Source organism: Nitrosococcus oceani ATCC 19707 (assembly GCF_000012805.1).
Classification (GTDB): Bacteria; Pseudomonadota; Gammaproteobacteria; order Nitrosococcales; family Nitrosococcaceae; genus Nitrosococcus; species Nitrosococcus oceani.
This window is the reverse complement of record NC_007484.1, coordinates 1370858-1395162: the sequence shown is the minus strand read 5'-3', so window position 1 is coordinate 1395162 and position 24305 is coordinate 1370858. Positions and strand designations below refer to the sequence as shown.

15 protein-coding genes and 1 pseudogene are annotated in these 24305 nt (G+C 48.2%); 4 read left to right on the top strand and 12 right to left on the bottom strand.

The genetic code is table 11. The annotated features are described in order from the left end of the window. Nucleotides 1–39: 39 nt before the first annotated feature. Nucleotides 40–702, top strand: coding sequence for a class I SAM-dependent methyltransferase (locus tag NOC_RS06890; RefSeq protein WP_002808834.1), 663 nt, complete (start codon nt 40–42; stop codon nt 700–702). Nucleotides 703–800: 98 nt separating this feature from the next. Here the strand turns inward: NOC_RS06890 and NOC_RS06885 are convergent, their stop codons facing one another. The 12 genes and pseudogenes from NOC_RS06885 to NOC_RS06835 form a co-directional block, all read right to left on the bottom strand. Continuing rightward, the gene (locus tag NOC_RS06885) at nt 801–1877 is read right to left on the bottom strand and encodes a cytochrome-c peroxidase (RefSeq protein ID WP_002811626.1); all 1077 of its coding nucleotides are present in this window, start codon (nt 1875–1877) and stop codon (nt 801–803) included. Between the two features lie 468 nt (nt 1878–2345). Next, nucleotides 2346–4142 carry an ABC-F family ATP-binding cassette domain-containing protein gene (locus tag NOC_RS06880; protein WP_002811297.1) on the bottom strand — a complete coding sequence of 599 codons (1797 nt, stop codon included), beginning with the start codon at nt 4140–4142 and terminating at the stop codon, nt 2346–2348. Between the two features lie 28 nt (nt 4143–4170). Continuing rightward, nucleotides 4171–4923, bottom strand: coding sequence for a class I SAM-dependent methyltransferase (locus NOC_RS06875; RefSeq protein ID WP_002809902.1), 753 nt, complete (start codon nt 4921–4923; stop codon nt 4171–4173). A 119-nt stretch (nt 4924–5042) separates the two neighbouring features. Beyond that, on the bottom strand, nt 5043–5933 hold the full coding sequence (locus tag NOC_RS06870) for a metallophosphoesterase family protein (RefSeq protein WP_002810033.1): 891 nt from the start codon (nt 5931–5933) through the stop codon (nt 5043–5045). Between the two features lie 40 nt (nt 5934–5973). Then, nucleotides 5974–7986 carry a DUF748 domain-containing protein gene (locus NOC_RS06865; protein WP_244860123.1) on the bottom strand — a complete coding sequence of 671 codons (2013 nt, stop codon included), beginning with the start codon at nt 7984–7986 and terminating at the stop codon, nt 5974–5976. Between the two features lie 72 nt (nt 7987–8058). Continuing rightward, nucleotides 8059–8964 (bottom strand): annotated as a pseudogene (locus NOC_RS18125) (DUF748 domain-containing protein); the annotation flags it as partial. Nucleotides 8965–9413: 449 nt separating this feature from the next. After that, nucleotides 9414–10376, bottom strand: coding sequence for a universal stress protein (locus tag NOC_RS06860; RefSeq protein WP_002810990.1), 963 nt, complete (start codon nt 10374–10376; stop codon nt 9414–9416). A gap of 61 nt (nt 10377–10437) precedes the next feature. Continuing rightward, nucleotides 10438–11007, bottom strand: coding sequence for an HNH endonuclease (locus NOC_RS06855; protein WP_002809758.1), 570 nt, complete (start codon nt 11005–11007; stop codon nt 10438–10440). 167 nt (nt 11008–11174) lie between these two features. Next, nucleotides 11175–12593, bottom strand: coding sequence for a dihydrolipoyl dehydrogenase (lpdA, locus tag NOC_RS06850; RefSeq protein WP_011330606.1), 1419 nt, complete (start codon nt 12591–12593; stop codon nt 11175–11177). A 60-nt stretch (nt 12594–12653) separates the two neighbouring features. Continuing rightward, nucleotides 12654–13997, bottom strand: coding sequence for a 2-oxo acid dehydrogenase subunit E2 (locus NOC_RS06845; RefSeq protein WP_011330605.1), 1344 nt, complete (start codon nt 13995–13997; stop codon nt 12654–12656). 15 nt (nt 13998–14012) lie between these two features. Continuing rightward, nucleotides 14013–16688 carry a pyruvate dehydrogenase (acetyl-transferring), homodimeric type gene (gene aceE, locus NOC_RS06840; RefSeq protein ID WP_002809021.1) on the bottom strand — a complete coding sequence of 892 codons (2676 nt, stop codon included), beginning with the start codon at nt 16686–16688 and terminating at the stop codon, nt 14013–14015. A 175-nt stretch (nt 16689–16863) separates the two neighbouring features. Continuing rightward, nucleotides 16864–17490 carry a DUF938 domain-containing protein gene (locus tag NOC_RS06835; RefSeq protein ID WP_002810879.1) on the bottom strand — a complete coding sequence of 209 codons (627 nt, stop codon included), beginning with the start codon at nt 17488–17490 and terminating at the stop codon, nt 16864–16866. A 416-nt stretch (nt 17491–17906) separates the two neighbouring features. On the opposite strand from NOC_RS06835, the gene NOC_RS06830 reads away from it, so the two are divergent. The 3 genes from NOC_RS06830 to NOC_RS06820 are packed head-to-tail and all read left to right on the top strand — an operon-like array spanning nt 17907 to nt 24304. Then, nucleotides 17907–19364 (top strand): complex I subunit 4 family protein, encoded by a 1458-nt coding sequence (locus tag NOC_RS06830; RefSeq protein WP_002809941.1) that lies wholly within the window; start codon nt 17907–17909, stop codon nt 19362–19364. Nucleotides 19365–19395: 31 nt separating this feature from the next. Further along, a complete protein-coding gene (locus tag NOC_RS06825) occupies nt 19396–22773 on the top strand; it encodes a DUF2309 domain-containing protein (protein ID WP_011330603.1) in 3378 nt (1125 codons plus the stop codon). After that, the gene (locus tag NOC_RS06820) at nt 22763–24304 is read left to right on the top strand and encodes an NADH-quinone oxidoreductase subunit 5 family protein (protein WP_002809077.1); all 1542 of its coding nucleotides are present in this window, start codon (nt 22763–22765) and stop codon (nt 24302–24304) included. The genes NOC_RS06825 and NOC_RS06820 overlap by 11 nt, the downstream gene beginning before the upstream one ends. Nucleotide 24305 lies beyond the last annotated feature (1 nt).

Below are 24305 nucleotides of genomic sequence, written 5' to 3'. Positions count from 1 at the left end.
GCTTAATAACTTCATTTTCAAACAGGAGAAAAACAGCGTATGTCCATGAAAACAATCCAAATTACCGATGATCTCTACGATTACCTGCTTTCCGTTTCCCTGCGGGAGCCGGAGATCCTACGGGAACTGAGGGAAGAAACTTCAACCATGCCTAGAGCCAATATGCAGATCTCCCCCGAGCAAGGACAATTCATGGCTCTGCTCATAGAATTATTAGGCGCCCAAAAAACCCTGGAAGTAGGGGTTTTTACTGGCTATAGCGCCCTTTGGACGGCCCTTGCCCTTCCCCCAGCAGGACGGCTTGTGGCCTGTGATATTAATCCTGACTGGACTGCGGTTGCTCAGCGCTACTGGCAACGAGCAGGGGTCGCCAATAAGATCGATTTACGTTTAGGACCAGCCATCCAAACCCTCGAGCAACTCATCGAAGGGGGAGAAGCTGGCACCTTTGACTTTGCCTTTATCGATGCCCAGAAAGAAGAATACGAAGACTATTATCAGCGGTCATTGGAACTACTGCGGCCAGGCGGCCTTATCGCCGTCGATAATGTATTGCGTAATGGAAGAGTCATTGACCCTAGCTTCACCGATGAAGACACGGGTGCTATCCGTGACTTTAATTTAGCCCGGCTTGAAGACGAACGGGTTACCCTGAGCATGGTCCCCATTGCCGATGGGCTAACCTTAGCTCGAAAGCGCTAAAGAGAGGATCTCCTCTTGAACCGCTTTAGGGGTTCAAGAGGAGGCTTCTTGCGCCCTAACTGGAGGGAGCATGCTTAATTATTTTAAAATAGGATTAATTAATGTCCGGCAACATTACCGGAAACCCCTGTCACCGGAAGTGGAGTTCCTTTAGTGTGGGGTGGAAGAATAGGATATTCCACCCTAGGCTGCTCGCCAGTTAGGGTTTTCAAAAAAGTCACAATAGCGGCGGTTTCATTACGGCTAAGTTTTATACCAAGCTGTGATGAGCCCATAATAGCAACCGCCTGTTCTAGATCCCACACCTGTCCAGAATGAAAATAGGGAGGGGTTAACTCTATATTACGCAAGGAAGGAACTTTGAAAACGTACTTATCGCTGGCTGTCTCCGTCACCACAAACCGCCCCTTGTCTGCCTCCGGAAGTATTTTGCTGCCGGGTTTTTCTACGACACCAAAGGGATGGTAGCTTCCCCCGCCCACATTAATCCCATTGTGGCAAGTTGAACAGCCTTTATTCATAAAAAGTTTAAGCCCCTTTTTTTGCGCTTTCGATAGTGCCTGAGAATCACCATTAAGGTATTTATCAAAAGGAGATCCAGGAGTCAGTAAGGTAGCCTCAAAAGCTTCGATAGCATCCGCCATATTATCGAAAGTGACGGGGTTAGAATCACCGGGGAAGGCCTTCCGAAAGCGCTGAACATATTCCGGGATGCTTTTCAGGGTCTGCTCCACCCGCTCCGGCGTATTATTCATCTCTACGCCCGCCTGCACCGGTCCTTTCGCCTGAGCTTGGAGATCTTCCGCCCGTCCATCCCAGAATTGAGCAATATTGAATACGGAATTAAGTACCGTAGGCGCATTACGGGGTCCCTTTGCCCACCCATGGCCAATAGAGGTTTCTTCTAGGTCCACCCCACCAAGGGCAAGATTATGGCAAGTATTACAGCTAATTAGCCAGCTTTTGGAGAGACGAGGATCAAAATAAAGCCATTTACCCAGCTCAATCCTCTCTGGCGTCAGAGTAATTCCCTCTATCTCCTGCAGCTCGGTGGGAATCGGTTTAAATTGGGACTGGGCCTGCTGCATCAGCTCGTCACTGTCCTTTTCGGCAAGAACATAGCCAGCATAAGCAGCTCCTATTAGCAGCACTAAACAGAAAGCGAATTTTTTCATTCTTCTCTCTCCTAATAATATGATGAGCGCATAAAAGCATGGAAGCGAATTTATATTAATAATATCAATTTCATGATTTATTCAGGAATATCAGCGAGCTAATTCTTTTTAACTTTAAAGAAGTGGCATTAACGCAATTTAAAAACATTCCTGAATCCTATCAAGAATCAGCGTTAAGCTTAATTCTCAAAAACGATTGTAATCATGAAATTGATTGCTTACAAATCTACAAGCTACCCCTGAAAGAACTAGACCATCCTGGACACAGAAGATCAGGTGATCTAAAAAGAGGAAAGAAGTGTGTGCAGCAGTAAATACTAAGAAGAAAGTAAATGACTATAAGGCGGGATGTAATGCGGCCGCCGCGCGGAATATTAAACTGGTGAAGTTATCCCACGTCCGTAAAAGTGGAAGTACTGGCTTGGGGTTCAACACAGAGCAACCATTCTTTAAAGACTCACGTACAAATTACTGTCTTAGTAATTCTAGTTCTTCCCATCGCTGATATAACCTATCAACCTTATTTTTTGACTCTTGCAGCTGAGCGTATAATGTGGTTAAGCGTTCAGAGTCGCTCATAATTTCAGGATCATGGAGTCGTTCCTGAAATGTTTCCAGAGATTTTTCCGCTTTTAAAATTTTTTTCTCAATTCGGCTGAGCTCTTTTCGTTCCTCATAGCTTAGACCCTGGGCTGCTTCCTGCTTAGACGGGGGAGTATAGTCAGGATAAACCTTGTTGGAAGGCCGGAGCTTTCTAGCCTCAAACCATTGGTGATAATCAGCAAAGAACTCCGCCTTTCCCTTGCCATCCAGATAAAGCAGCGTGTCGCTGAGGCGATCCAGCAGAAAACGATCATGAGTAATGAGAACAATAGCGCCAGGAAAATCCCGTAAACTCTCTTCCAACACCTCAAGGGTGGGAATATCTAGATCGTTAGTAGGCTCATCCAATAATAGAATATCCGCCGGTTTCAGCATTAAATTAGCGAGCAAAACTCGGGCTTGCTCGCCACCAGAAAGTTGGGAAATAGGAAGTTTCAATTTTTCGCTTGGAAATAGAAAACGTTTTGCCCAGGAAACCACATGGAGAGCAGTTCCCTGGAAAATCACCTGATCTCCTAGAGGACATAAAGCTTCTCTTAAAGTTTGAGAAAAATTTAACTGTTCCCGCTTTTGATCGAAAGTCACTATTTGAACTCCCTCTGCCCATTGGACAGTGCCGGAGTCAGGAATCAGATCGCCTGTTAGCAGCTGAATCAGGGTACTTTTCCCGCTTCCATTCTGCCCTAATACACCTACACACTTGCCTGGAGAAAGCTGCAGGCTAAGATGAGAAAAAAGCTTTTTTCCGCCACGGCTAATTCCAATATCCCGGGCCTCTAGAAGCTTTTTGGTTTTCCGCTCGGTCGCCTCGAAATCAATTCTCGCGGTTTGACCTTGAGCATTGCGGGTCTTTACCGCACTTAATTCATCTTGCATCTGCTGAGCACTATCAAGCCGATAGCGTGCTTTCGAGGTCCGAGCTTTAGGACCTCTCCGTAACCATGCCAACTCTCGCTGTACCTTATTGGAAAGCACCATCTCCTGCTGGGTTTGTTGCTGAACAAGCTCTTCCCGCTTTTGAAGAAAACTACTGTAATTTCCTTCCACCTTTAGGAAGCCTTCAGAATATTGCGGATTTAGCTCCACAATGCGGTTGGTCGCGTTTTCCAAAAAATAGCGATCATGACTCACCAACACAAAAGCAAAGGAGGCTTTTTTAAGCAGTTCCTCTAACCATAAAATTCCTTCCATATCCAGATGATTGGTAGGCTCATCCATTAGCAATAAATCCGGTTCTTGTAAAAGCGCTCGGCTAATAGCAAGCCGTTTACGCCATCCTCCCGATAATGTACCGGCCTTTTGCGCCCTGTCCGGAAATGCCACCCGACGGATGGTTTCCCGAATGCGCTGATAGTGTTCCGGTTCTCTATGTTCCTCGGAAAGGGAGGAGAATAAAATTTCTTCGACGCTTTCTTCCGGATTGAAGCGATCCTCTTGTGGTAAATAGACAACCAGTGCATCTCGCTTCTGAACTATTTCTCCTGAGTCAGGTGTCTCAATTCCTGCAAAAATTTTCAATAAGGTGGATTTTCCAGAGCCATTAGGGCCAATTAACCCTAAACGTTCATCGGAGAAAAACCCCAAGGAAATACCAGAAAATAAAGCATGGGTTCCATAAGATTTGCTAATATTCTGACTACTAATAAGAAGAGTTGAGGGCATCGTTGTCTAGCGAATACGTATTGAGTAATTAAGGTTTATAGGCTTCGAAACGGAGGCGCATATAGTCGGCTATCCATTGACCGTTACCATGATACAATTTAGCCTGTAGCGCAGCGCACACTTCATTAATGAACGCGGGTTGTTCAGCTTTGGGCAGACTTGCTGTAAAAGACGCGCCAAAGGTCATAAGCCACCCTCTCATATCCGTAGGTAGCGGAGTGGGACGTTCAAATAAAACGATCCGCTTCACCTGAAAACCAATGGATTGGAGCTGGTGTTGATATTCTTCAGCAGCAGGAAAATACCATGGATCCAGATAATAAGGATTGATTCCCCGCTGTTTCAATACTTGATACAAAGCGGTTACAATAGCCTGTATATTCCCTTGCCCTCCCATCTCTCCAACGAATCTCCCACCTGGGACCAGCGCTTTCCAAACTCCTCTTATTACTGCAGCAGGCTGTTTCATCCAATGCAGCGCGGCATTACTAAAAACGGCATCAAATTCCTGGTTAAATTGAAGCCGCTCACCATCCATCACATGAGCCTCTAGGGCTTGGGCTTTTACCCTATTGACAAACTCCGGGCTACTGTCTACCCCTACCATGAAACACCCTAGTGCCGTTAACCTTGCCATCAGTGCTCCATCGCCACAGCCTAAATCAAGGATATGCTCGTTCGCCTTTGGATTTAGCCACCCTAGCACTGGCATTCCCAGATCCGATACAAAGCTCGCATTTCGGCTGTAGCCTTCCGGATCCCACCTTTGTCCAGCACCCATATATAATTCCTAATGTCTATCAATAGTGAGTAGAACAGAGGAAAAATGCCTATTACAAAAATATTCCTTATTACTCTAATAAATTTTTCTAGTGGCGCCCTCGCCCTACCATAGTAAGATTAGATTTTTTCTGAACTAGTATCCAGCATTTCTTCATTATTTTTATCAAGAGGACTCTCCACTAAGTAATTACGCTGACTTTGCCGGACAAATTCATGCCGCGCCGTTGGATAAAAATCCCCATAATCCGTAAAATACATATAATGAAAGATCCGAATGGAATCTTTCATAATTTCTATCCGGTTAAAAGAGTTCTTTTCTTGCTCCCGCACCCTGCCACGCCGTGAAGTACTCGTGCCGCATTGAGCGATAATGATACCATGCTCCCGGTCTTCCCCCGGGTAAACATCCAATGAGTTACCTATATAAGCACGGTGTAGATGACCAGCCAGGATAAGATCAACCTTTAGTCCAGTGAAAAAGTCCAGCGCCCGTTTAGCCTTAGGCATTATTTCACCGCCTTTATAATCCGGTGCTGGCGCAAAGTGATGATGGGCGACCACAATTCTCGCTGCTTCCGGCGGTGCCATGGCAAATGCCTCAGCACAAAAATCTAATTGCTCTCGGCGAATTCGACCGTTAGTAATTGCAAAATAGGGATTAGTAGAATCGAGACCTACAATGACAGCATTGTTTTGCCGCAGTACGATATTACGCTCCTTATCAATATAGCGATGATAAAGTTTATAGGGCTGAAAAAGTCTTTCAAAAATTCGATAAAGAGGAATATCATGATTTCCAGGGACTACTAGCTGGGGTATCGGGGGCATACGATCAAAATAAGCCCTAGCCGCCTTGAATTCCTCTGGCCTAGCTCGCTGCGTAATGTCACCGCTAATTACTAGAATATCGGGAGATAATCCACTAATTTTATGCAGCAATGCCTCACCAATATCAGGCAAAAAAGGATTCCCAAAGTGAAGATCAGAGATATGTAAGAGATTCAGCATAAGGAATCCTAAAGCTTTATTAAATTTCCATCCCTAAATTCTAGCTACTGATATGAAGCTGGCAACGAACGAAATCTTTCGCTGGTGATTGAGTCGATTCGACTTGAAGTATCCCTAGACGTTTTTCCTGAATGCCTCCCTTGCTGACCAGATATGCCTTAATGGCATTTGCCCGCTCCTGCCCTAACTGCTGGAGTTTATTTTTACTGACTGGCTGCGCTTCAATAAGTTTTTTCTCAAGTGCTTTCCGATAAGAAGACAATTTCTTCTCTAGAGAAGAAGCATTATTCGGCTCAACATTTCCTGCGCCTGTCTTTACCGGTTGAAGTCCATATTGAGCGCGCTGCTGATTAAGAGACTTAATAGAAAACTGCTTTAAATAAAGCTGCTCTAATGCTTGTTGCCGAACAAGGGCATTCTTGCCTTTGTCCGAAGCACCACTTTGCTGTTTAAGTTGATCTGACAGGATCACTTCAAATTTTTCTTTTTTCCAAAAATTGGAGTCCGTGATAGGATCATACCTGCCTTGTATTTGTAACTGCAATTCCGGGCGCTTCTTTAAAGCCTTAGCCAACTGTAAAAGCTTCTCCTGAGCCGGAGGCAACAACTTGCTGCCCATAGGTCTAAATTCAATAAATCCTAAATCTACATCTTCTTTGGCGCCGACTAGGCTTCCTAACAGTCTAAACGGCGAGGAAATGACCTTACCAATAACACCCGTTAAAGCCTCACCGATAAGATGCCCATAGCTAAACTTAGGTGCATTCAAATTCCCTTCAATAGGCACCTGAATAGCAATTTTTCCTTGAGAATCCTTAAGCAATCCAATTGCCAGCTTTATGGGCGCATCGATGGCTTTTGGACTTTCAACTTTTTTTCCTAGATCCAGATTTTTCAATAGAATCCCATTCTTACCCTGGATTTGGTCTTCTTTAATCCGATAGGTGAGATCAAGGGATAATTTCCCCTTCTCTATCGGGTATCCCAAAAATTCCGTTGCATAAGGCGTGAATTCAGGAAGAGCAATATTCCTGGCAAAGGCGCTGAACTCGGTGGCGCGTTCTAGAGCAAAAAGATTGCTCTTTCCTGTCATACTCATTTCTCCATAGGACTCCACGGTTCCCTCCAAAGAAATGGAAGATCTACCTTGGTCCATCGAGGATAGATTTTGAATTTCACTCTGAAGCGAATGGATACCCATGGAAAATTTCGGAGACACGCTTAGATCGGCAAAATTGGCCGAACCTTTTTTAATTCGAATTGAATTAATAGCAATAGGAAGCGGCTTAGATGCGGAAGTAGAGGAAGGGTCTGCAGACTGGCTTTCTTTCTTCCCTGCTAAGGGACTTAATACTTCTTTGATATTGATCTTCTTATTCTCGTTAATCGTCACTTTTCCGTAAGGAGCATCCAGTGCTATGTTATCGATATGAATCCGAGAAGGAAATAACCCAACCAATACCCGCTCAAATTTTAAATTCTCCCACCCTAGAAAACGCTCATCTAGCAAAGTATCCTCCGCGGCAAATTTTTGCAGAACCAGATCGCCCTTAAACTGGAAGTTAGGAGCATCATTACTTTGAGCGTAGGCGACATTTCCTTTAGCCTCCAGGTTACCTGAAATTAGCTTCAGTTTAAGAAAACGATTCAAATAGGGCTGGAAAGGTAATAGGGAAAGGGATTCTAGGTGGATTTCTAAATCAGCGGACGGGGGCAACGCCGTGACATGACCTCGAGCTAAAAGCTGACCTTGCTTGTTAAGATGGAATTGCAAATTAAAAGTAGACGCCAAACCGGGTACTGAAGTGACATCAATAAGCTGTAAACCTAAATCGCTAATATTTAACGTGGCTGGTGGTTCGATCGTTCGATCTTGCAGGCTGGCGCTAACGTTTTCAACCTTGATCTTTTTTATCGCCGCCCGCCAGCTTAAGGATGAAGAATTAGCGGTTGATTCCGTCATTTTTCTATCGGCTTTTTTACTTTTGAATAATTTCTGCCAATTTAATGCGCCTTGCTTATTCAGCCAGGCCCGTACCTGAGTTCCGCCCATGTAGATAAACTTAACCCCAATGATTTTTTCCGGCCACCGTAACTGCCCCCCGGAAAACCCCAACTTTGGCACTGTAAGGATTTCCCTATTACCCTCTTTGGGCTTAAGACCTAACTGGGTCAATGCAAACGTTACGCCCTTCAAAATAATCTGTAATCCCCTTTCCTGGCTCTCCAAGGTGTAATTCCCACGCCCATCCATCCGGCCACTGGTAATTTCAAAAGCCACTTGGTCTCGTAAATACTTCCAGAGTGTACGGGCTTTACCTCCCACAAGCTCAAAAGTCCCCTTGGAATGTAAAGGACTTAAGGTAACCTCTCCCTTCCAGCGCAGGATTTCCCCCGCCTGGGTGGTGGCCTTAAAGGAATAACTGCCATCATTCTCAGGTAAGGTGCTAAATTTCTTTAAATCCACATTAATGGCTTCTAGTTTTTTTTCAAAGGGAGTAGGCTGAGTCAAATCAATGAAATGGATATCTCCTCCAGTTATAAGGATCTGATCGCTTGTCAGCGGTACTTCTTTTTTACGCTCTTTTAGCGCCGGCGTTTCATCCGCGGGCAGTAATTCCGCAAGATTAACCTGTCCATTTTTATTGATTTGCAGCCTCAGGTAAGGCTTAGTTAGACTAATTTTTTGGAAGGCCCACGCTTTACGAAATATACTTGAAAGCTCGAAATTGGCATAGAATTGCTTAAAACCAAACAGCTTAGGATGGCCCGACTTGTGAAAGGAAAAATTATTAACCGCTAGAGTCAACGCATAGGGATTCAGCGTGATTTCCTTAACTTTTGCTTCTACACCCAGATTTTCTTTTAAGTAATTGATTAGTTGTTTCTCTAGCAGATAGGGAACAAGAAAAAAACCAACCAAGGTATAGATAAGGAGAATAATTACTACCCCTAGAGCACTGTTGCGCACCCATCGTTTTCTTATCCAAGCCGGTGATGTTCTTACCCTTCTAAGCGCGGAATTCACCATATTAAATTAATTTAAAAATTCTTTAATTGAAACTCACATTTATAACCTTCGGGGAAGGCATTTTCGGCATATTTTTAAAAGAGCAATCCATGGGAGCATAAGCAGGAAAAATTATCACTTGAATGGATATCCTAACTCATTTGGTGAATAGGATTTTTAGGAGCTTTCATTGTTAACTCCCTGATATCCAAACTGCTCACCTGGAATTTAAGTGAAGTGCCCCTCGCAAAAACTATGGCAAACAAAACATCGTTAATCTAAACGTTAAATCCTCCCTCGAATAACTTCAGCCGTTCTGTCAAATACTAAATAAGCGATATGAACTTATTCTATAAGCCTAGGGGCTGTGGAGGAAAATTTCCAGTCAAGCATAGATCTATACTACCTAATCTTTAGCGGCACTTTTCTCATTCTACCTAGTGGCGTCCCTTCAGAGGAATCAAACGCCGTCAGCTAAAAACAAGTTCAGCATTCAGCTCCTTAACCTCAAGAGGATTAGACTTGACAACCAATATATCGCAGCGCAAAGCATCTAATACTTTTTCTGCGGTATTACCAATTAACAAATTTCCCAGTGTACCTTTGGAAACCGCTCCCATGACAACGAGACTAGCATTCGTTTCTTGCGCAAAAGATAACAAAGTCTCCGCCGATCCACCCTCAAGAATATGAATCCGCTGGGAACCTATTCCATAAGGCTTCAATAATTCATTTAAAAGTGTTTCATGTTCCTGACGGCTTTCTTTTTTATAGGTGTTATAATTAGAGCCTGGCTGCCAAAGCCTAAATACGGATTCAGGCATAAAGTCAATCGCATGAAAAATATACAATTCCCCCTTCAAGCGGTAGGCGAGCCATTGCGCAATTTCAATTATCGAATTATCCAGGGCTTCCATACGGCCATGAAGATGGGACGGGTCGACACAAGCCACTACAGCGCGCGTCTCCCAGCTGTCCTCGCCCTTTGCTAACATGAGCGGGCAAGGGCAATTCCGGATAAGGTGCCAGTCAGTGTAATTAAAAAACGTTCGATTCAGCCGATTATCATGGCGAGTAGTCTTAATGATTAAATCCGGTTTGATACGAGATATTTTTCCCATAATCCCATCGTATTGATGGCGATTCCAAGCAGCATCGGCCAAAACGTCTAACTGTTCCCGATGGGCCAGCCTTTCAGAAATTTCCTGTAATTGTGATAGCGCAAAGCGGATATAGGTTTCAGGCTTCCACTCATTATGCAAGGATTTACCAATGAGGGGGGTATAGAATGAGGGGTGATATTCGCTGACAAATAACTCCAGAATTGCATTGGTTTCTCTGGCAATAAATACTCCGCGCTCCAGTGCTGGCTCCGGTTGAGAATCTAACTCATCTTGATTGAGAACAGTGAGTATCCGTTGACGCCCGGCCATAGTGGTTACCTCAATATCAGGCCATCTTAGTAAGCTATAGAGAATGGCTACAGCTTTGATATTAGGAAAAGGACAGCTCTTCTCCGCGACGGCGAAAGCGGGATTTGAGAAACTCCATTTGATCCTCCAGAATACGGCGATTCTTGAGTACTAACCATTCCGCATAGTTCGGAACATAGGGCACGGCAAGGAGAGTCATCTCCGCCTCCTCCGGCGTGCGCCCATCCTTTCTCTGGTTACAGCTACGGCAAGCGGTCACTACGTTAGTCCAGGAATCATCCCCCCCTTGGCAGCGGGGAACAACATGATCACGGGTGAGCTGGCTGTCCCGAAACGTACCCATACAATAGAGGCAAGTATAGCGGTCTCGATGGAATAGTTCACGATTATTCAGAGGAGGAACCAGATCATATTTATATCGGGTAACCTTACCCTCACAAGCGATAATCGAATTTAGATCTAAATGGGACTGCCGCCCTGTTAATCGGCTAATTCCCCCCCGGACTCGGTAAATAGTATTACCCGCAGTCCATGTCACCTTCTCTTTGACATAAAGCGCTGCTGCCTCTTGCCAAGGAATCCAGGTTGTCGGGTCCCCTGTAACATCAAGGCGTAGGATAGGAGGGATCACTTATTCCCCTGTCAATTACTTGGAGCATTTCGCATCAAAAATATAAAATCAAATAAATACGTTAACATATTTTCCTTAGACCGCTTTTTTTCTAAGAAAATTCCTATCTGCTTTATAATAGCTGGATACTGGTGCAAGATCTTAAAGATTAATAGGTAAAAAACACCTCACTTTTTAGCAGGACGATAAAGGTGGGTACTTTGGCCAAAAAATACTTCCGCCGCTTCCATCACGGTCTCTGAAAGAGTCGGGTGGGGATGAATGCTGAGTTTGATATCTGAAGCCACCGCAGCCATCTCCACGGCGAGGACCAATTCAGCAATGAGTTCTCCCGCCCCTGGCCCTACAATGCCTGCCCCTAAAATTCTTTCCGTCTCTGGATCGATAATAAGCTTAGTCAAACCATCGGTGCGATCCAAGGTAACCGCCCGGCCAGAGGCAGCCCAAGGAAAACGGGCAACCTGAATAGCCTGTCCCTCTGCTTTAGCCTCTGTCTCCGTCAGGCCACACCAGGCCACTTCCGGATCGGTAAACACCACCGCAGGGATAGTTCGGGGCTCAAAGAAAACCCGCCGCCCAGCAACGACTTCCGCAGCGATCCGGCCTTCATGGCTAGCCTTATGGGCCAGCATCGGTTCTCCCACCACATCCCCAATGGCGAAAATTGCCGAGTCCGTGGTCTGGCGCTGGGCATTAACTTGAATAAAACCCTTATCATTAAGTTCTACCTGGGTACGCTCAAGCCCCGGGATAGCGGAATTAGGCTTACGCCCCACAGCAACCAGCACCTTTTCAAAGAGATGCTTGCCCTCCTCCGCCCCCTCTAAATGGACCCGGATGCCTTTAGCCTCTTCCTCCATATGGGTGACTTTGGTCTTGAACAATAGGCTATGGAGAACACCCTCTAAGCGCTTGCCCAATACCGAAGCCAAATCCCTATCCGCACCCGGCAACAACCCTTCAGTCATTTCAACCACTGTGACCTGTGAGCCAAGGCTGGCATAAACGGTCGCCATCTCTAAACCGATATAACCGGCGCCAATGACCAACAAAGTTTTGGGAATATCCTGAATTTCCAAAGCGGAAGTGGAATCCAGCAAGCGGGGGCTATCCGGGGAAAGGTGGGGTAAGGAAGCCGGATAGGAACCGGTGGCCAAAATTGCATTTTGAAACCGTAATTGAGCCTTCCCTTCCTGTTTCTTTATCTCTAGGGTGCGGGCATCCTTAAACCCGGCTTGCCCCTGGATATAGTTGATTTTTCGTTGCCGGGAGAGCTGCCCCAACCCGCCCGTCAGTTTACGCACCACCTGTTCCTTCCAGGATCTAAGTTTATCTAATTCAATTTCCGGCTCGGAAAAGTGGATTCCCCAAGCGCCCGCTTCCTTCGACTCGCTAATCACCTTAGCCACATGCAATAAAGCTTTTGATGGAATACAGCCTCGATAGAGGCAAACACCCCCAGGATTAGGCTCCCCATCAATAAGGGTGACTTCCAGGCCCAAATCGGCGGCTAAAAAGGCGGCCGCATAGCCACCTGGCCCGCCTCCGATAATGGCTAATTGCGTCGATTCCGCTTCATTAGCCATGCCCATTTCCTCTTATTGGTTTCATAAATGATTCCACTTAGCCCAACTACCAAAATAACTCTATCCCTCCAAGGACAACAGGAGAGGATCTTCTAGCGCCTCCACAATCCAGCGTAGAAAGCGTACTGCATCAGCGCCATCAATGACCCGATGATCATAAGACAGAGAGAGGGGCAGAAGCAGCCGGGGCTGAAATTCCCCTTCTATGTAAAGAGGAGCCATTTTAGCTCGGGAGAGACCCAAAATAGCGACCTCCGGCCAATTAATAATGGGGGTAAAATAAGAGCCGCCTAAACCACCCAAGTTGGTAATGGTAAAAGAGCCTCCTGCCATTTCCTCGGGACCGATTTTTCGGCTTCTTGCCTTCTCGGCAAGCTCCGTCAGCTCTACCGCTAATTGGGCGATGTTTTTTTGATCGGCCTCCCTAATGACAGGTACCAACAGGCCATGTTCCGCATCCACCGCCACGCCAATATGACAATACTGTTTATAGACCAACTCTTTAGCGTCCACATCTATGGATGTATTAAAGCGGGGAAAAGCTTGTAGCGCAGCGGCAGCCACCTTCAAGGCAATAGCGGTCAGGGTGAGCTTGCCGCCTGCTTGCTCTACCCGCTTGGCAAAACGCTTCCGGGCTTGTTCAAGCCGGGTGATATCCGCCTGATCATGCTGGGTCACATGGGGAATAGTCCAGGCTTGGCTCATTTGCTCTGCTGTCTTGCGGCGAACCCTGCTCATGGGCTCCCGCTCCACCGAACCCCATTTTTCAAACGAAGGCAAAGGGAGGGAAGGGCTCGCCCGAGAAACCACCGCCGACGCCGAGGGGGCAGGCCGTTGTGATATCAAGGCACGGACATAATGTTTGACATCATCCCCAGAAATCCGCCCACCCGGGCCAGACCCTGCAACCTCATGAATATCAACGCCGAGTTCCCGGGCCAGCCGGCGTACCGACGGGGTTGCCGGGGCAGGCGCCGAGGATGTCGCCTCATAGTCCGGAATTTTTTCTCGCTCCGTTCCTCCCTCCCCACGAGCCTCTATCGGAGAAACATCTGTTGTCGGCTGCTGGTGACCTGTTGCAGCCGCGCTTTTTTCAGGGGGTTTGTGTTCCTGTTCGGGCTTCGGCTCTTCTCTAGCAGCGGGGACATCCTCCTGGGCCTCTTCTCCTCCTTCTTCCAAGGTAAGAATAACCTGGCCGATTGCTACTTGATCTCCCGCTTTAACCTTTAGCTCCTTAATTTTACCGCTGGCCGTTGAAGGGATCTCCACCACGGCCTTGTCGGTTTCAAGCTCTAATACTGGCTGATCTTTTTCCAGGGTATCTCCCGGAGACACCAGCACTTTGGCCACATCGCCAGATTCAATGTTCTCGCCCAATTCCGGAAGCTTGAATTCACGCGCCACAGGACAATATCCTTCTTAAGAAATCATGGGATTGACTTTTTCTGGATCGATCTTCAGATCCTGAATCGCTTGTTGGACCACCCCTGGCTCCAGCTTCTTTTCACGGGCTAGCGCCGCCAGGGTCGCCAGGGTAATAAACCGGGCATCGACTTCAAAAAAATCGCGCAACGCCCGGCGGCCGTCACTACGGCCAAATCCATCCGTCCCCAAGGCAACCACCGGCCTAGGAAACCAACGGTAAATTGAGTCCGGTAATACCTTTAAGTAGTCGGAAGCGGCCACAAAAACCCCCGGGGCTTCTTCTAAGCATTGTTTCACATACGGCACCCGGGGCGATTCCAGCGGATGCAACATATTCCAGCGCTCTACGGAATGACCGTCCAAGTAAAGCTCCTTATAGCTGGTAATGCTCCAAATATCTGCCGCCACCTGATAATCTTCCAGCAACGCCTGGGCCTTAAGGACTTCATTTAAAATAGCGCCACTGCCAAAAAGCTGCGCCCTCAGCTTCGCATCCGGGTTCGCGGTGGTTTTCAGCCGGTACATGCCCTTTAAAATGCCTTCCCGAACCCCGTCAGGCATCTCTGGCATGGGGTAGAGCTCGTTGGTCACCGTTAGATAATAGAAAATATCCTCCTGCTGTTGATACATACGGCGCATGCCATCCTGGATAATGACCGCAATTTCATAAGCATAGGCGGGATCGTAGACCTTCAGGTTAGGAACAGAATAGGCCAGCACTTGGCTTTGACCATCCTGATGCTGAAGCCCTTCGCCGGCAAGCGTGGTGCGGCCCGCTGTTGCCCCCACCAGGAAGCCCCGGCAGCGCATATCCCCGGCCGCCCAAATGAGATCCCCAATGCGCTGAAAGCCAAACATGGAATAGAAAGTGAAAAAAGGAATGGTGCTGATTCCATGGGTGGCATAGGCCGTACCCGCGGCAATAAAGGAGGACATAGAACCCGCCTCGGTAATTCCCTCTTCCAGAATCTGCCCATCAGTGGCTTCTTTATAATAGAGCAAGGTGGAACTATCCACTGGCTCATAAAGCTGGCCCACGTGGGAGTAAATTCCCACCTGGCGGAAAAGGGATTCCATGCCAAAGGTGCGCGCCTCATCGGGGATAATAGGGACAATGAGCTTGCCGATTTCAGGGTCGCGGAGTAATTTGGTCAGCACTCTGACATAAGCCATGGTGGTTGCCATGGTCCGCTCACCGGTGCCGGCATGGAATTCAGCGAAAAACTCCTCGGAAGGCACTTGCAGGGACTCATCGCGCACCTGCCGCGCCGGTAGATAACCGCCTAGAGCCTGGCGGCGCTCATGCAGATATTTAAATTCCGGACTCTCTTCCGGCGGTTTATAAAAAGGTGCCTGAGCTACCTGGTTATCAGAAATAGGAATGCCGAAGCGAGTCCGGAAATCACGAAGTTCCTGCTCATTTAATTTCTTTTGCTGGTGGGTAATATTTTTTCCCTCACCCGCCTCACCCAAGCCATAGCCTTTAATGGTTCGAGCCAAAATGACGGTCGGTGAACCCTGATGCTCTACCGCCGCTTTATAAGCCGCATAGACTTTCTCTGGATCATGCCCTCCCGTGCGCAGGCGGCGTAATTGCTCGTCCGAAAGGTGTTTGACCATCTCCTGAAGGCGAGGATCCGTGCCAAAGAAATGTTTGCGAATATAGCTCCCGGATTCAACAGCGTACTTTTGATAATCTCCATCGACGGCCTGTTCCATCCGCCGGACCAGCACGCCTTCATAGTCTTTGGCCAGCAACGGGTCCCAATCTCGACCCCAAATCACTTTAATAACGTTCCAGCCGGCACCTCGAAAAATAGCTTCCAACTCCTGGATGATCTTTCCGTTGCCCCGCACCGGGCCATCGAGCCGCTGGAGATTGCAGTTGACGACAAAAATAAGATTATCTAAACGTTCCCGGACGGCCAGACTAATCGCCCCCAACGTTTCCGGCTCATCGGTTTCCCCATCCCCAATAAAGGCCCAAACTTTCTGTCCGGAGGGTTTTTTCAGCCCCCGGTCCTCTAAATAACTGTTAAACCGGGCTTGATAAATAGCCATAATGGGACCAAGTCCCATAGAGACCGTGGGGAATTCCCAAAAATCAGGCATGAGCCAAGGATGGGGATAGGATGGCAAGCCTCCTTCCGGTTTCAACTCCCGGCGAAAGTTTTCCAGCTGCTGCTCGGATAAACGGCCTTCAAGAAAAGCGCGAGCGTAGGGACCCGGCGAGGCGTGGCCTTGAAAATAAACAATGTCGGCCTCTTGCTCTTCATTTCTGGCTCGGAAAAAATGGTTAAAACCAATTTCATAGAGGGTAGCCGCTGAAGAGAAGGTGGAAATATGGCCACCAATCCCCTCTTCTTCCCGGTTAGCCCGCACTACCATGGCCATGGCATTCCAGCGCACCAAACTCCGAATACGCCGCTCGATTTCCTGACTGCCAGGAAAAGAAGTCTCTTGCTCCACCGGAATGGTATTAATATAAGGCGTGTTGGCCGGATAAGGCAGGCTTACCCCTGCTTTTTGGGCATGAAGCCGCAAACGATCCAGCAGCCGTACCGTACGTTGGGGGCCGCCTTGCTGCAAGACATAATCCAGAGACTCCAACCATTCCCGGGTTTCTTGAGCCTCGATATCTTCAATGGTCTGCGCCTTATTCTCCGCCATATCGCCTTCGATCCTGTCTATTTCGAATGCTAAACCCAATACTGTAAAAGCTTAAGGCTATTCCCCACTATAGGCAAGGATGCCCTTCCTCAGCTCAAAAATTATATCGCGAGGAGTCTTAACCTTATTTAAAGCATACTCTCTCTGTCTATCACAGCGTAAATACCAAGCATGGTTAACATGCTGGTAGATTTTTCATCAATGAATGTCTTAATTCCCAGATTATTAATTGATTATTAGCCGGCATCGAATAATCATGAAGTAGTTCTAATCCCTGCTCCTGGGCAAGAAAGTTGACGTCTTCAAAATTTCGGATACCACTTGCAGGATTTCGCTCTTTCAACCACCTATCGAAATAGGCGTTGCTCTCGCTAGTGTAGTTCCCACTATAGCGAAATGGCCCGTAAATGCATAGCAAGCCATTTGGATTAAGTACCCGCCCGACACCCTTGAAAAAATGCCGAACATCAGGCCAAGCCATTATGTGTAAAGTATTAGCAGTAAAGATGCTAGCGACAGAGCTTATGGGCCAGGGGTACTGGCAAACATCGAGTACCCTCGGCATCAGAATGTTCTCAAGGGGGGCTGCGCTTAAATTATCCCGCAATGCACTTATCCCAGCCGGTAGCTCGGTCGGCTGCCAGTTCAAGTGGGGGAGATGCTCCCCAAAATACAGCACATGCTGACCCGAGCCGCTTCCGATTTCTAATACCTCACCAGGCCCTTTAAGCACGATTTTTAATATCTCTAAAATCGGCTTTTTATTATTTTCACACGCCTGTGAAAAATTTTTCATCCACATTCAACCTGAAATTTCTAAAGTTTATAGCGTGACTGAAGCCCTCTCACTGAGGGCAAAGGACTCCGCTAAAAAAGAATATACCTGGCCATGAAATGGGGCAAATCACCCTCTGTTTTTTTTATCGGTTGAAATAAACCATATCAATGGTTTAAATAAACCATTTTTTTGATCCTTAGTCTCGAAAATTTGGCATTAGTTCCTTATTTTCTTTTATAGTTCAGCAAATTATTATTATCAAATAAATGATAGGCATAAAATTTGCTTAAAGTATTCTTTGTTAAAGATACTTCCGCAATATCGTTTTAACTCAAAATATATCTTTAAAGGGGCATGCCCTATGTGTAATAGTCCTAACTCTATAAAGTCGAATCTGCATACGCCTGTCTATCCTAGCCACACAAATAAGAATTGAGACAATGGGATTTCTTAGCCTAATTCTAATTACGCCGGTTATCGGCGCACTAATCATCGCATTCATGCCCCCCCATAAATCTCTCTTAATACGCCGTACTACGGTGGGGGTATCAGCGCTCGTGCTTATCCTTAGTTTTTCCCTATTGTTAGTCTTTGATGCCAGTAGTCCCGAGTTTCAACTTGTGGAACTGAAACCCTGGAATCCAGAGCTGGGGAGTCACTATGCTTTAGCCATGGATGGCCTCGCCTTGCCCATGGTACTGCTGGCAACACTGCTCTCGTTCATTGCCATTTTGGCCTCTTATAACATGACTGATCGCCCCAAGGGCTACAATATTGCCATGTTAGTGCTGGAATGCGGCGTGCTGGGCGTGTTCATGGCCGAAGACTGGGCGCTATTTTACGTTTTCTGGGAACTGACCCTAATCCCAATGTTCTTTCTCATCGATCAGTGGGGCGGCAAACGCCGGCAGATGGCTAGCTTGAACTTCGTGCTCTACACCATGGGTGGCTCCGTATTCATGCTGGTCAGCCTACTGATAATTTACACTTCATCCAGCGAGCACTCTACTACCATCGCCGCCATGACCCAGGCCGCCTCCCAAATGCCCCTGGATAAGCAAATACTGGTATTTCTAGGGCTGTTAATTGGCTTTGGAGTTAAGGTCCCTATCTTTCCCCTCCATGGCTGGCTCCCTTTAGCCCATGTGGAGGCACCAAGCCCCGTGAGTATTCTGCTGTCTGGCATATTGCTAAAAATGGGGGCCTATGGCCTTATTCGCGCTATCGGAATGCTGCCGGACGCAGCCCTCGCCCTTCAGCCTTTATTAGCTGGACTAGCACTGTTTAGTATCGTCTATGGAGGGTTACTAGCCTGGCGCCAGAGCGATCTCAAAGCCATGATCGCCTATTCCTCGATTAGCCATATGGGGATTGTTATTCTGGGTATCTCCGCCCTCAATGAAGCGGGTTTTTTGGGCGCAACCATGCAGATGATCGCCCATGGCTTGGTGGCCGGCTCCCTGTTTCTGCTAATCGGCCTACTCTACGATCGAACTCACAGCCGTGAGGTCGCCGATTACAGTTCGCTGGTCCAAGTGATGCCTAAATTTGCCCTGTTTACCACGTTAGCCTTGCTGGCTTCGATAGGCTTACCCGGCCTTGTTGGATTTCCGGCTGAACTTCATGCGCTCATCGGCAGCTTCGAACGCTGGGGTTGGTGGGTACTGCTAGTTAGTCTCGGTGTAGTCATCAGCGCTGCCTATGCCATGCGGACTATCGTTCGTTTATTTACCGGCCCGGTTCGACCTGAAATGCGCGCTTTGAAGGACCTGCATGGCACGGAGCTCGCCTCCGCTGGGGTGTTGGCTTTCGGTATTATCGCCTTAGGCCTGATGCCAGCCTCCGCCCTAGAATTATTTGGGGCTTACGTCATCAGTCTCAGTGCCGGTTTCCCTTAATAGACTTCCATATAGAATTTAGGAGAATCTCATGAGCGCACACCACGCCGAACAGGCGGAATCGCCCTTAGATAACCGAGAAAAACTGACTACCGCGGTAGACAAGTTAGAACTCGTGCTGCCATGCGCAGCCCCCCTGTATGACTTCATGCACTTAAACACCATGCAGGGCTACCACCATATCTCCTTCGCCGAAGCCATGGCGGCTCACTTTGAGCTGACTGGCATCCGAGGTTACTTGCCTGAAGAAGACTTCCGTAAGCATTATGCCCGGGGCCGTATTGACGATGCTGACCTTAACGAATCCCTAGCAAACAATACCCATGGCCGTAATCGCGAAATTGTACTGAAAGTTAGTGGCCGTCCTATCAATAAACAGGACATTTGGCGTATCAGCCTAATCCAGGACATTAACCCTCTTTCTCCCAGCCGTTTTCGTTGGCAAATCAAGGAATATGATGCTCTGGAGCGTTTTCAGAACGGCGTGCCAAAATCTGCCCGCGACACACTGCTTAACGCTACCCAAGAGACAGATCAAAACCGCCGTACGGAAAGCCAGGCCATCCGAGATCTATGGGAAGCATGTTTAAGGGTTTTCCAGTTAGAAAATCCTAATCTGCATTCGGAAGAGTTAGGGGAACTGGTAGACCTAGAAGAATTTTCCCGCAGCCAGGCCGAAGGTAAACAGAGTAAATTCCGCACAAGCCAACCCACGCTTATCCCCCAAGAAGAAATGCTTGCTGAAGCACGAAAAGATCTTCATCATCTAGTCGATAAGGTAGGTGAGGAACTCTCCCTGCGTGGTCTATTACAAGCACTGACTGGTGAGGATCTTTTAGATCAGGTTCGTCCCATCTTGATTCGCTTCTGTGCTTCCCATCTTGATGAAGGCTTCACAGCCTGGAGTCTACCGGAGCGAGGGCAAGGGCTCTATGCCGCATGGCGAAAGTGCCCCTTCGCTGAACTCGGACTAGACTTGGCTAGGCTACCGGATTGGCAGTCGTTCCATGCCGAGTTACCAGAGCACTCAGTAGATGCCGTTATTGCCTGCCTTGAGCGATTGAAAATCCCAGAATCCCGTTGGGAAGGTTACCTGAAACGGATAGCTGTGGAACTTCCAGGCTGGTCCGGTCTTATTAACTGGCGCCACCATCGGCCCAAATATAAGCCGAATCGGAAGGCCCCTACTTCGCTTATGGATTATCTGGCTATCCGCCTCTTCTTGGATGTGATTCATATTGAACAGGTTACCCAAAACACCTGGGGTATCGCCGGTAATCTAGAGGAACTCAAAACTTACTTCGAGAATTACCTTTGGGAGTTCTCTGGGCGGTATGCGCTATTTTCAAACACGCTCCCAGAATATTTGGCCATCAGAGCACAAGAACTGATAGCTCTGCCCAGAACTGCCCAAAAGGATCGGGAAAATTGGCGCACGGTCTCCAATATGATTCATAACTGGAAGCACAATCCTTCGGCGGAAAGGACAAAACGTCAAACCGTGCATTCTCATGTCTGGCGTTTATTCTGCCTAGCACAGCATCTAGGTCTGCCGGGAAATGAGGTGGGCAAACTTTCCTCCAGCGAGGCTGAACAACTGCTCGCCATCCTGGATGAATTGACCACCTCAGAACGGGGGTATATCTGGCTCTGTGCTTATGAGTACCATTACCGGGAGGATTATTTCGCTGCGCTGACTCAGAATCATGGGCGTGGCCGCTGGGCCAACCGGAATGAACGCCCAGAGGCACAACTGATCTTCTGTTTCGACGACCGGGAGGAAGGTATTCGCCGCCATTTAGAGGAAGTCAACCCTAACCTTGAAACCTTGGGGGCGCCAGGCTTTTTCGGTGTACCCATTCAGTGGCGCGGGTTAGATTACCCTGATACCACCCCCCATTGTCCGGTTGTGGTAACCCCTGTTAATGAACTTCATGAAGAACCTCGTCCGGAAGCAAAAAAACGGTACGGCCTCCATAAACGCCTCTATAACTTCAAGCAATTTCTACTTCGCGTACTTCATAATAAAACCCGCCGCGACCTATTGACTTCAAAGGTATTAATCGATGTCCTCTTCCCTGGAATGCTAGCTGTGCTAGCAGGCAAGGTTTTCTTTCCCTTCCAGCAAGCATCGCTAAAACGCAAAGCTACCGCTGCGCTTGTGCCACCCGTACCGACCCAATTGAAACTTACTGTACCGGACGACGGCACGGAAGCCACACCCGATAATCTACGTGTAGGATTCACCGATGCTGAGCAAGCTGAACGATTAGCAGCCTTTCTACGCGCTATCGGGTTTACCTCTGGCTTTGCGCCGCTGGTGGTGCTATCCGGGCATGGCTCCATGAGCGAAAATAACCCCCAGCTAGCTTCTTATGACTGCGGCGCCTCCGGCGGGCGCCATGGCGGACCCAATGCCCGCGCTTTTGCGGCCATGGCTAACCGGCCGGAAATACGGGCACGGCTCGCTGAACAAGGTATCCACATTCCTGACGACACCTGGTTCATCGGCACGGAACATGATACTTGTTCCGAATCGTTCCCCTGGTTCGATCTGGATAAAGTGCCCGCTAATTTCGCGCCCGCCCTGAAGAAATTGAAAGCCGAAGTTGATCAGGCCCTCCTGCTGTCAGCCCATGAACGTTGTCGGCGCATGGCTTCGGCACCCCGTAAACCTAGTCTACAGCAGGCCAGGAGACATGTTGCCGAACGTGGCACGGACTTCAGCCAGGCCCGGCCAGAGCTAGGCCATGCCACGGTTGCCTCGGCGCTTATCGGGCGCCGTTCCGTCACCCGGGGGATATTTCTAGACCGCCGCTGCTTCGTGCTTTCTTATGATCCAACTATTGATGACGCAGAAGGCACTATTCTTGAAGGCGTCCTTAAGAACGCTGGCCCGGTAGGCGTAGGTATTAATCTGGATTATTACTTTTCGGCCGCCAATAACCAGGGATTTGGTAGTGGCTCAAAGGTAGCCCAAAACGTAACCGGTCTATTTGGCGTCATGCAGGGTATTGACGATGATTTACGCACCTGGTGTTCCTATCAAATGGTTGATGTTCATGAGCCCATGCGCGTTCTAACCGTAGTGGAAGCAACCACGGAAACCCTGACCGCTATCTACAAGCGCCAACCCTCTTCCCAAGAGCCCGCCGGAGGTAGCTGGTTGCTGCCACCTTTGCGCCAGCTCATTGATGGCGGTTGGCTGCTGTTAGCAGCTATCCACCCAAAAACCGGCAAAATTTCGGTGTTCGATCCTAAGCAAGGATTTATTCCCTGGAAAAGCTATCGGGAACCCTCACCCTTGCCGGTGGTGGAGCGCTCCATGGACTGGTATGACGGTTATAGCGATCCTAGGCCACCTGCGCTAGTTGAACCCAAACAGACGGAGACCCATCATGCTGCCTGAACTTATCGTCCTGCCTCCTTTTTTGGCCGCCCTTTTTATCGGCATAGGCATATTATCGGGCCGCATTGCCGGTGAGGCCAGCGAGCGCCTCACCGCCCGCATCACCTTGTATGCTAGTGGTATCTCCCTATTAGCGGTGCTGATAGCCATCTTCATGAAGCTGCAGGGCCTCCTTGCCGAGCATATTGTTCTAGGAACCTGGTTTGAAAGCGGAAATTATCGCATCAATATTAGTTTCATTTTTGATAACCTCAGCCTCGCTATGGCTACAACGAGCATCATCCTCTCCGTGATGGTAATACGTTTTTCCATTAACTACATGCATCGTGAAGCCGGATTTCACCGCTTTTTCCTGGTGCTTTCCCTGTTTGCCGGCGCCATGCTATTACTGGCGATCGGTGGTAACGCCGTGCTCAGCTTCGTGGGCTGGGAAGTCGCTGGCGTTACTTCCTATTTGCTAATTGCCTACGCCTATGACCGGACGGTCGCGGCTAACAACGCAACCCGGGCCTTCATTACTACACGTATTGGCGATATCGCTTTTGTAACAGCTATCTTTTTTTCCTTTTTCTGGATTGGCAGTTTCGAATGGAACGATATCGCCAACGATGCAGCCGAGCTGCCCCGCGGGGAAGCCCGGGTGCTGGCCCTTTGTTTTCTTTTAGCTGCCATTGCCAAATCCGCCCAGGTACCCTTGGCGCCATGGTTGGCACGGGCCATAGTAGGGCCCACGCCTTCCAGCGCCATTTTTTATGGGGCAGTTATGGTACATGCGGGCATTTATCTAGTTCTCAGATCGGAGCCGGTATTTGAACATGCTCCACTAGTCATGGTGCTGATGGCGATCATAGGGCTTTTAACGGCGATTTACGGTTTCTTCTGCGGGCTTACCCAAACGGATACTAAAAGCGCCTTGATTTTCTCTACCACGGCCCAGGTGGGCCTGATGTTTCTCGAAGCGGGCCTAGGTTTCTGGGATCTGGCGCTATGGCATCTATGCGCCCACGCGGTATTCCGAGGATATCAGTTCCTCACTTCTTCTTCTATTATGCAGCAGATTAAAGATAATCCGCCGCGCCCGGTTCCCAACTTTCTAGAGAAACGGCGCTGGCTTTATCTGGCTTCATTGCAGCGCCTCTGGTTAGAAAATTTAGGCGATTGGATTGCCGTTAAACCCATCCAGCGACTTGGTAGTGATCTCCATTATTTCGACAGCCGGATTGTGGATTCGGCAGCAGGTCTGCCTATACCCAAAACATCCACAGCACCAACAGAATCAGCTGAGCGAAGGGACTATCAAGCCGATCCAGAAGTTATTCAAGTCAGCGGCCTGGGAGGACGGCTAATTTATGCGCTAGCCGATCTTTTTTACTGGTTTGAAGACCGCCTAATTTTGCGGGGCATTGGCGAAGATATAGTCCGTGTAGGCCGCCACCAGCTAGGTAGCGCCCTCAACCGGTTTGAAGCACTGCTAAGCGAGCCACGGTTTTTAGTCGCTTTAATCATCGCGGCGCTACTTGCAGCATTATAAA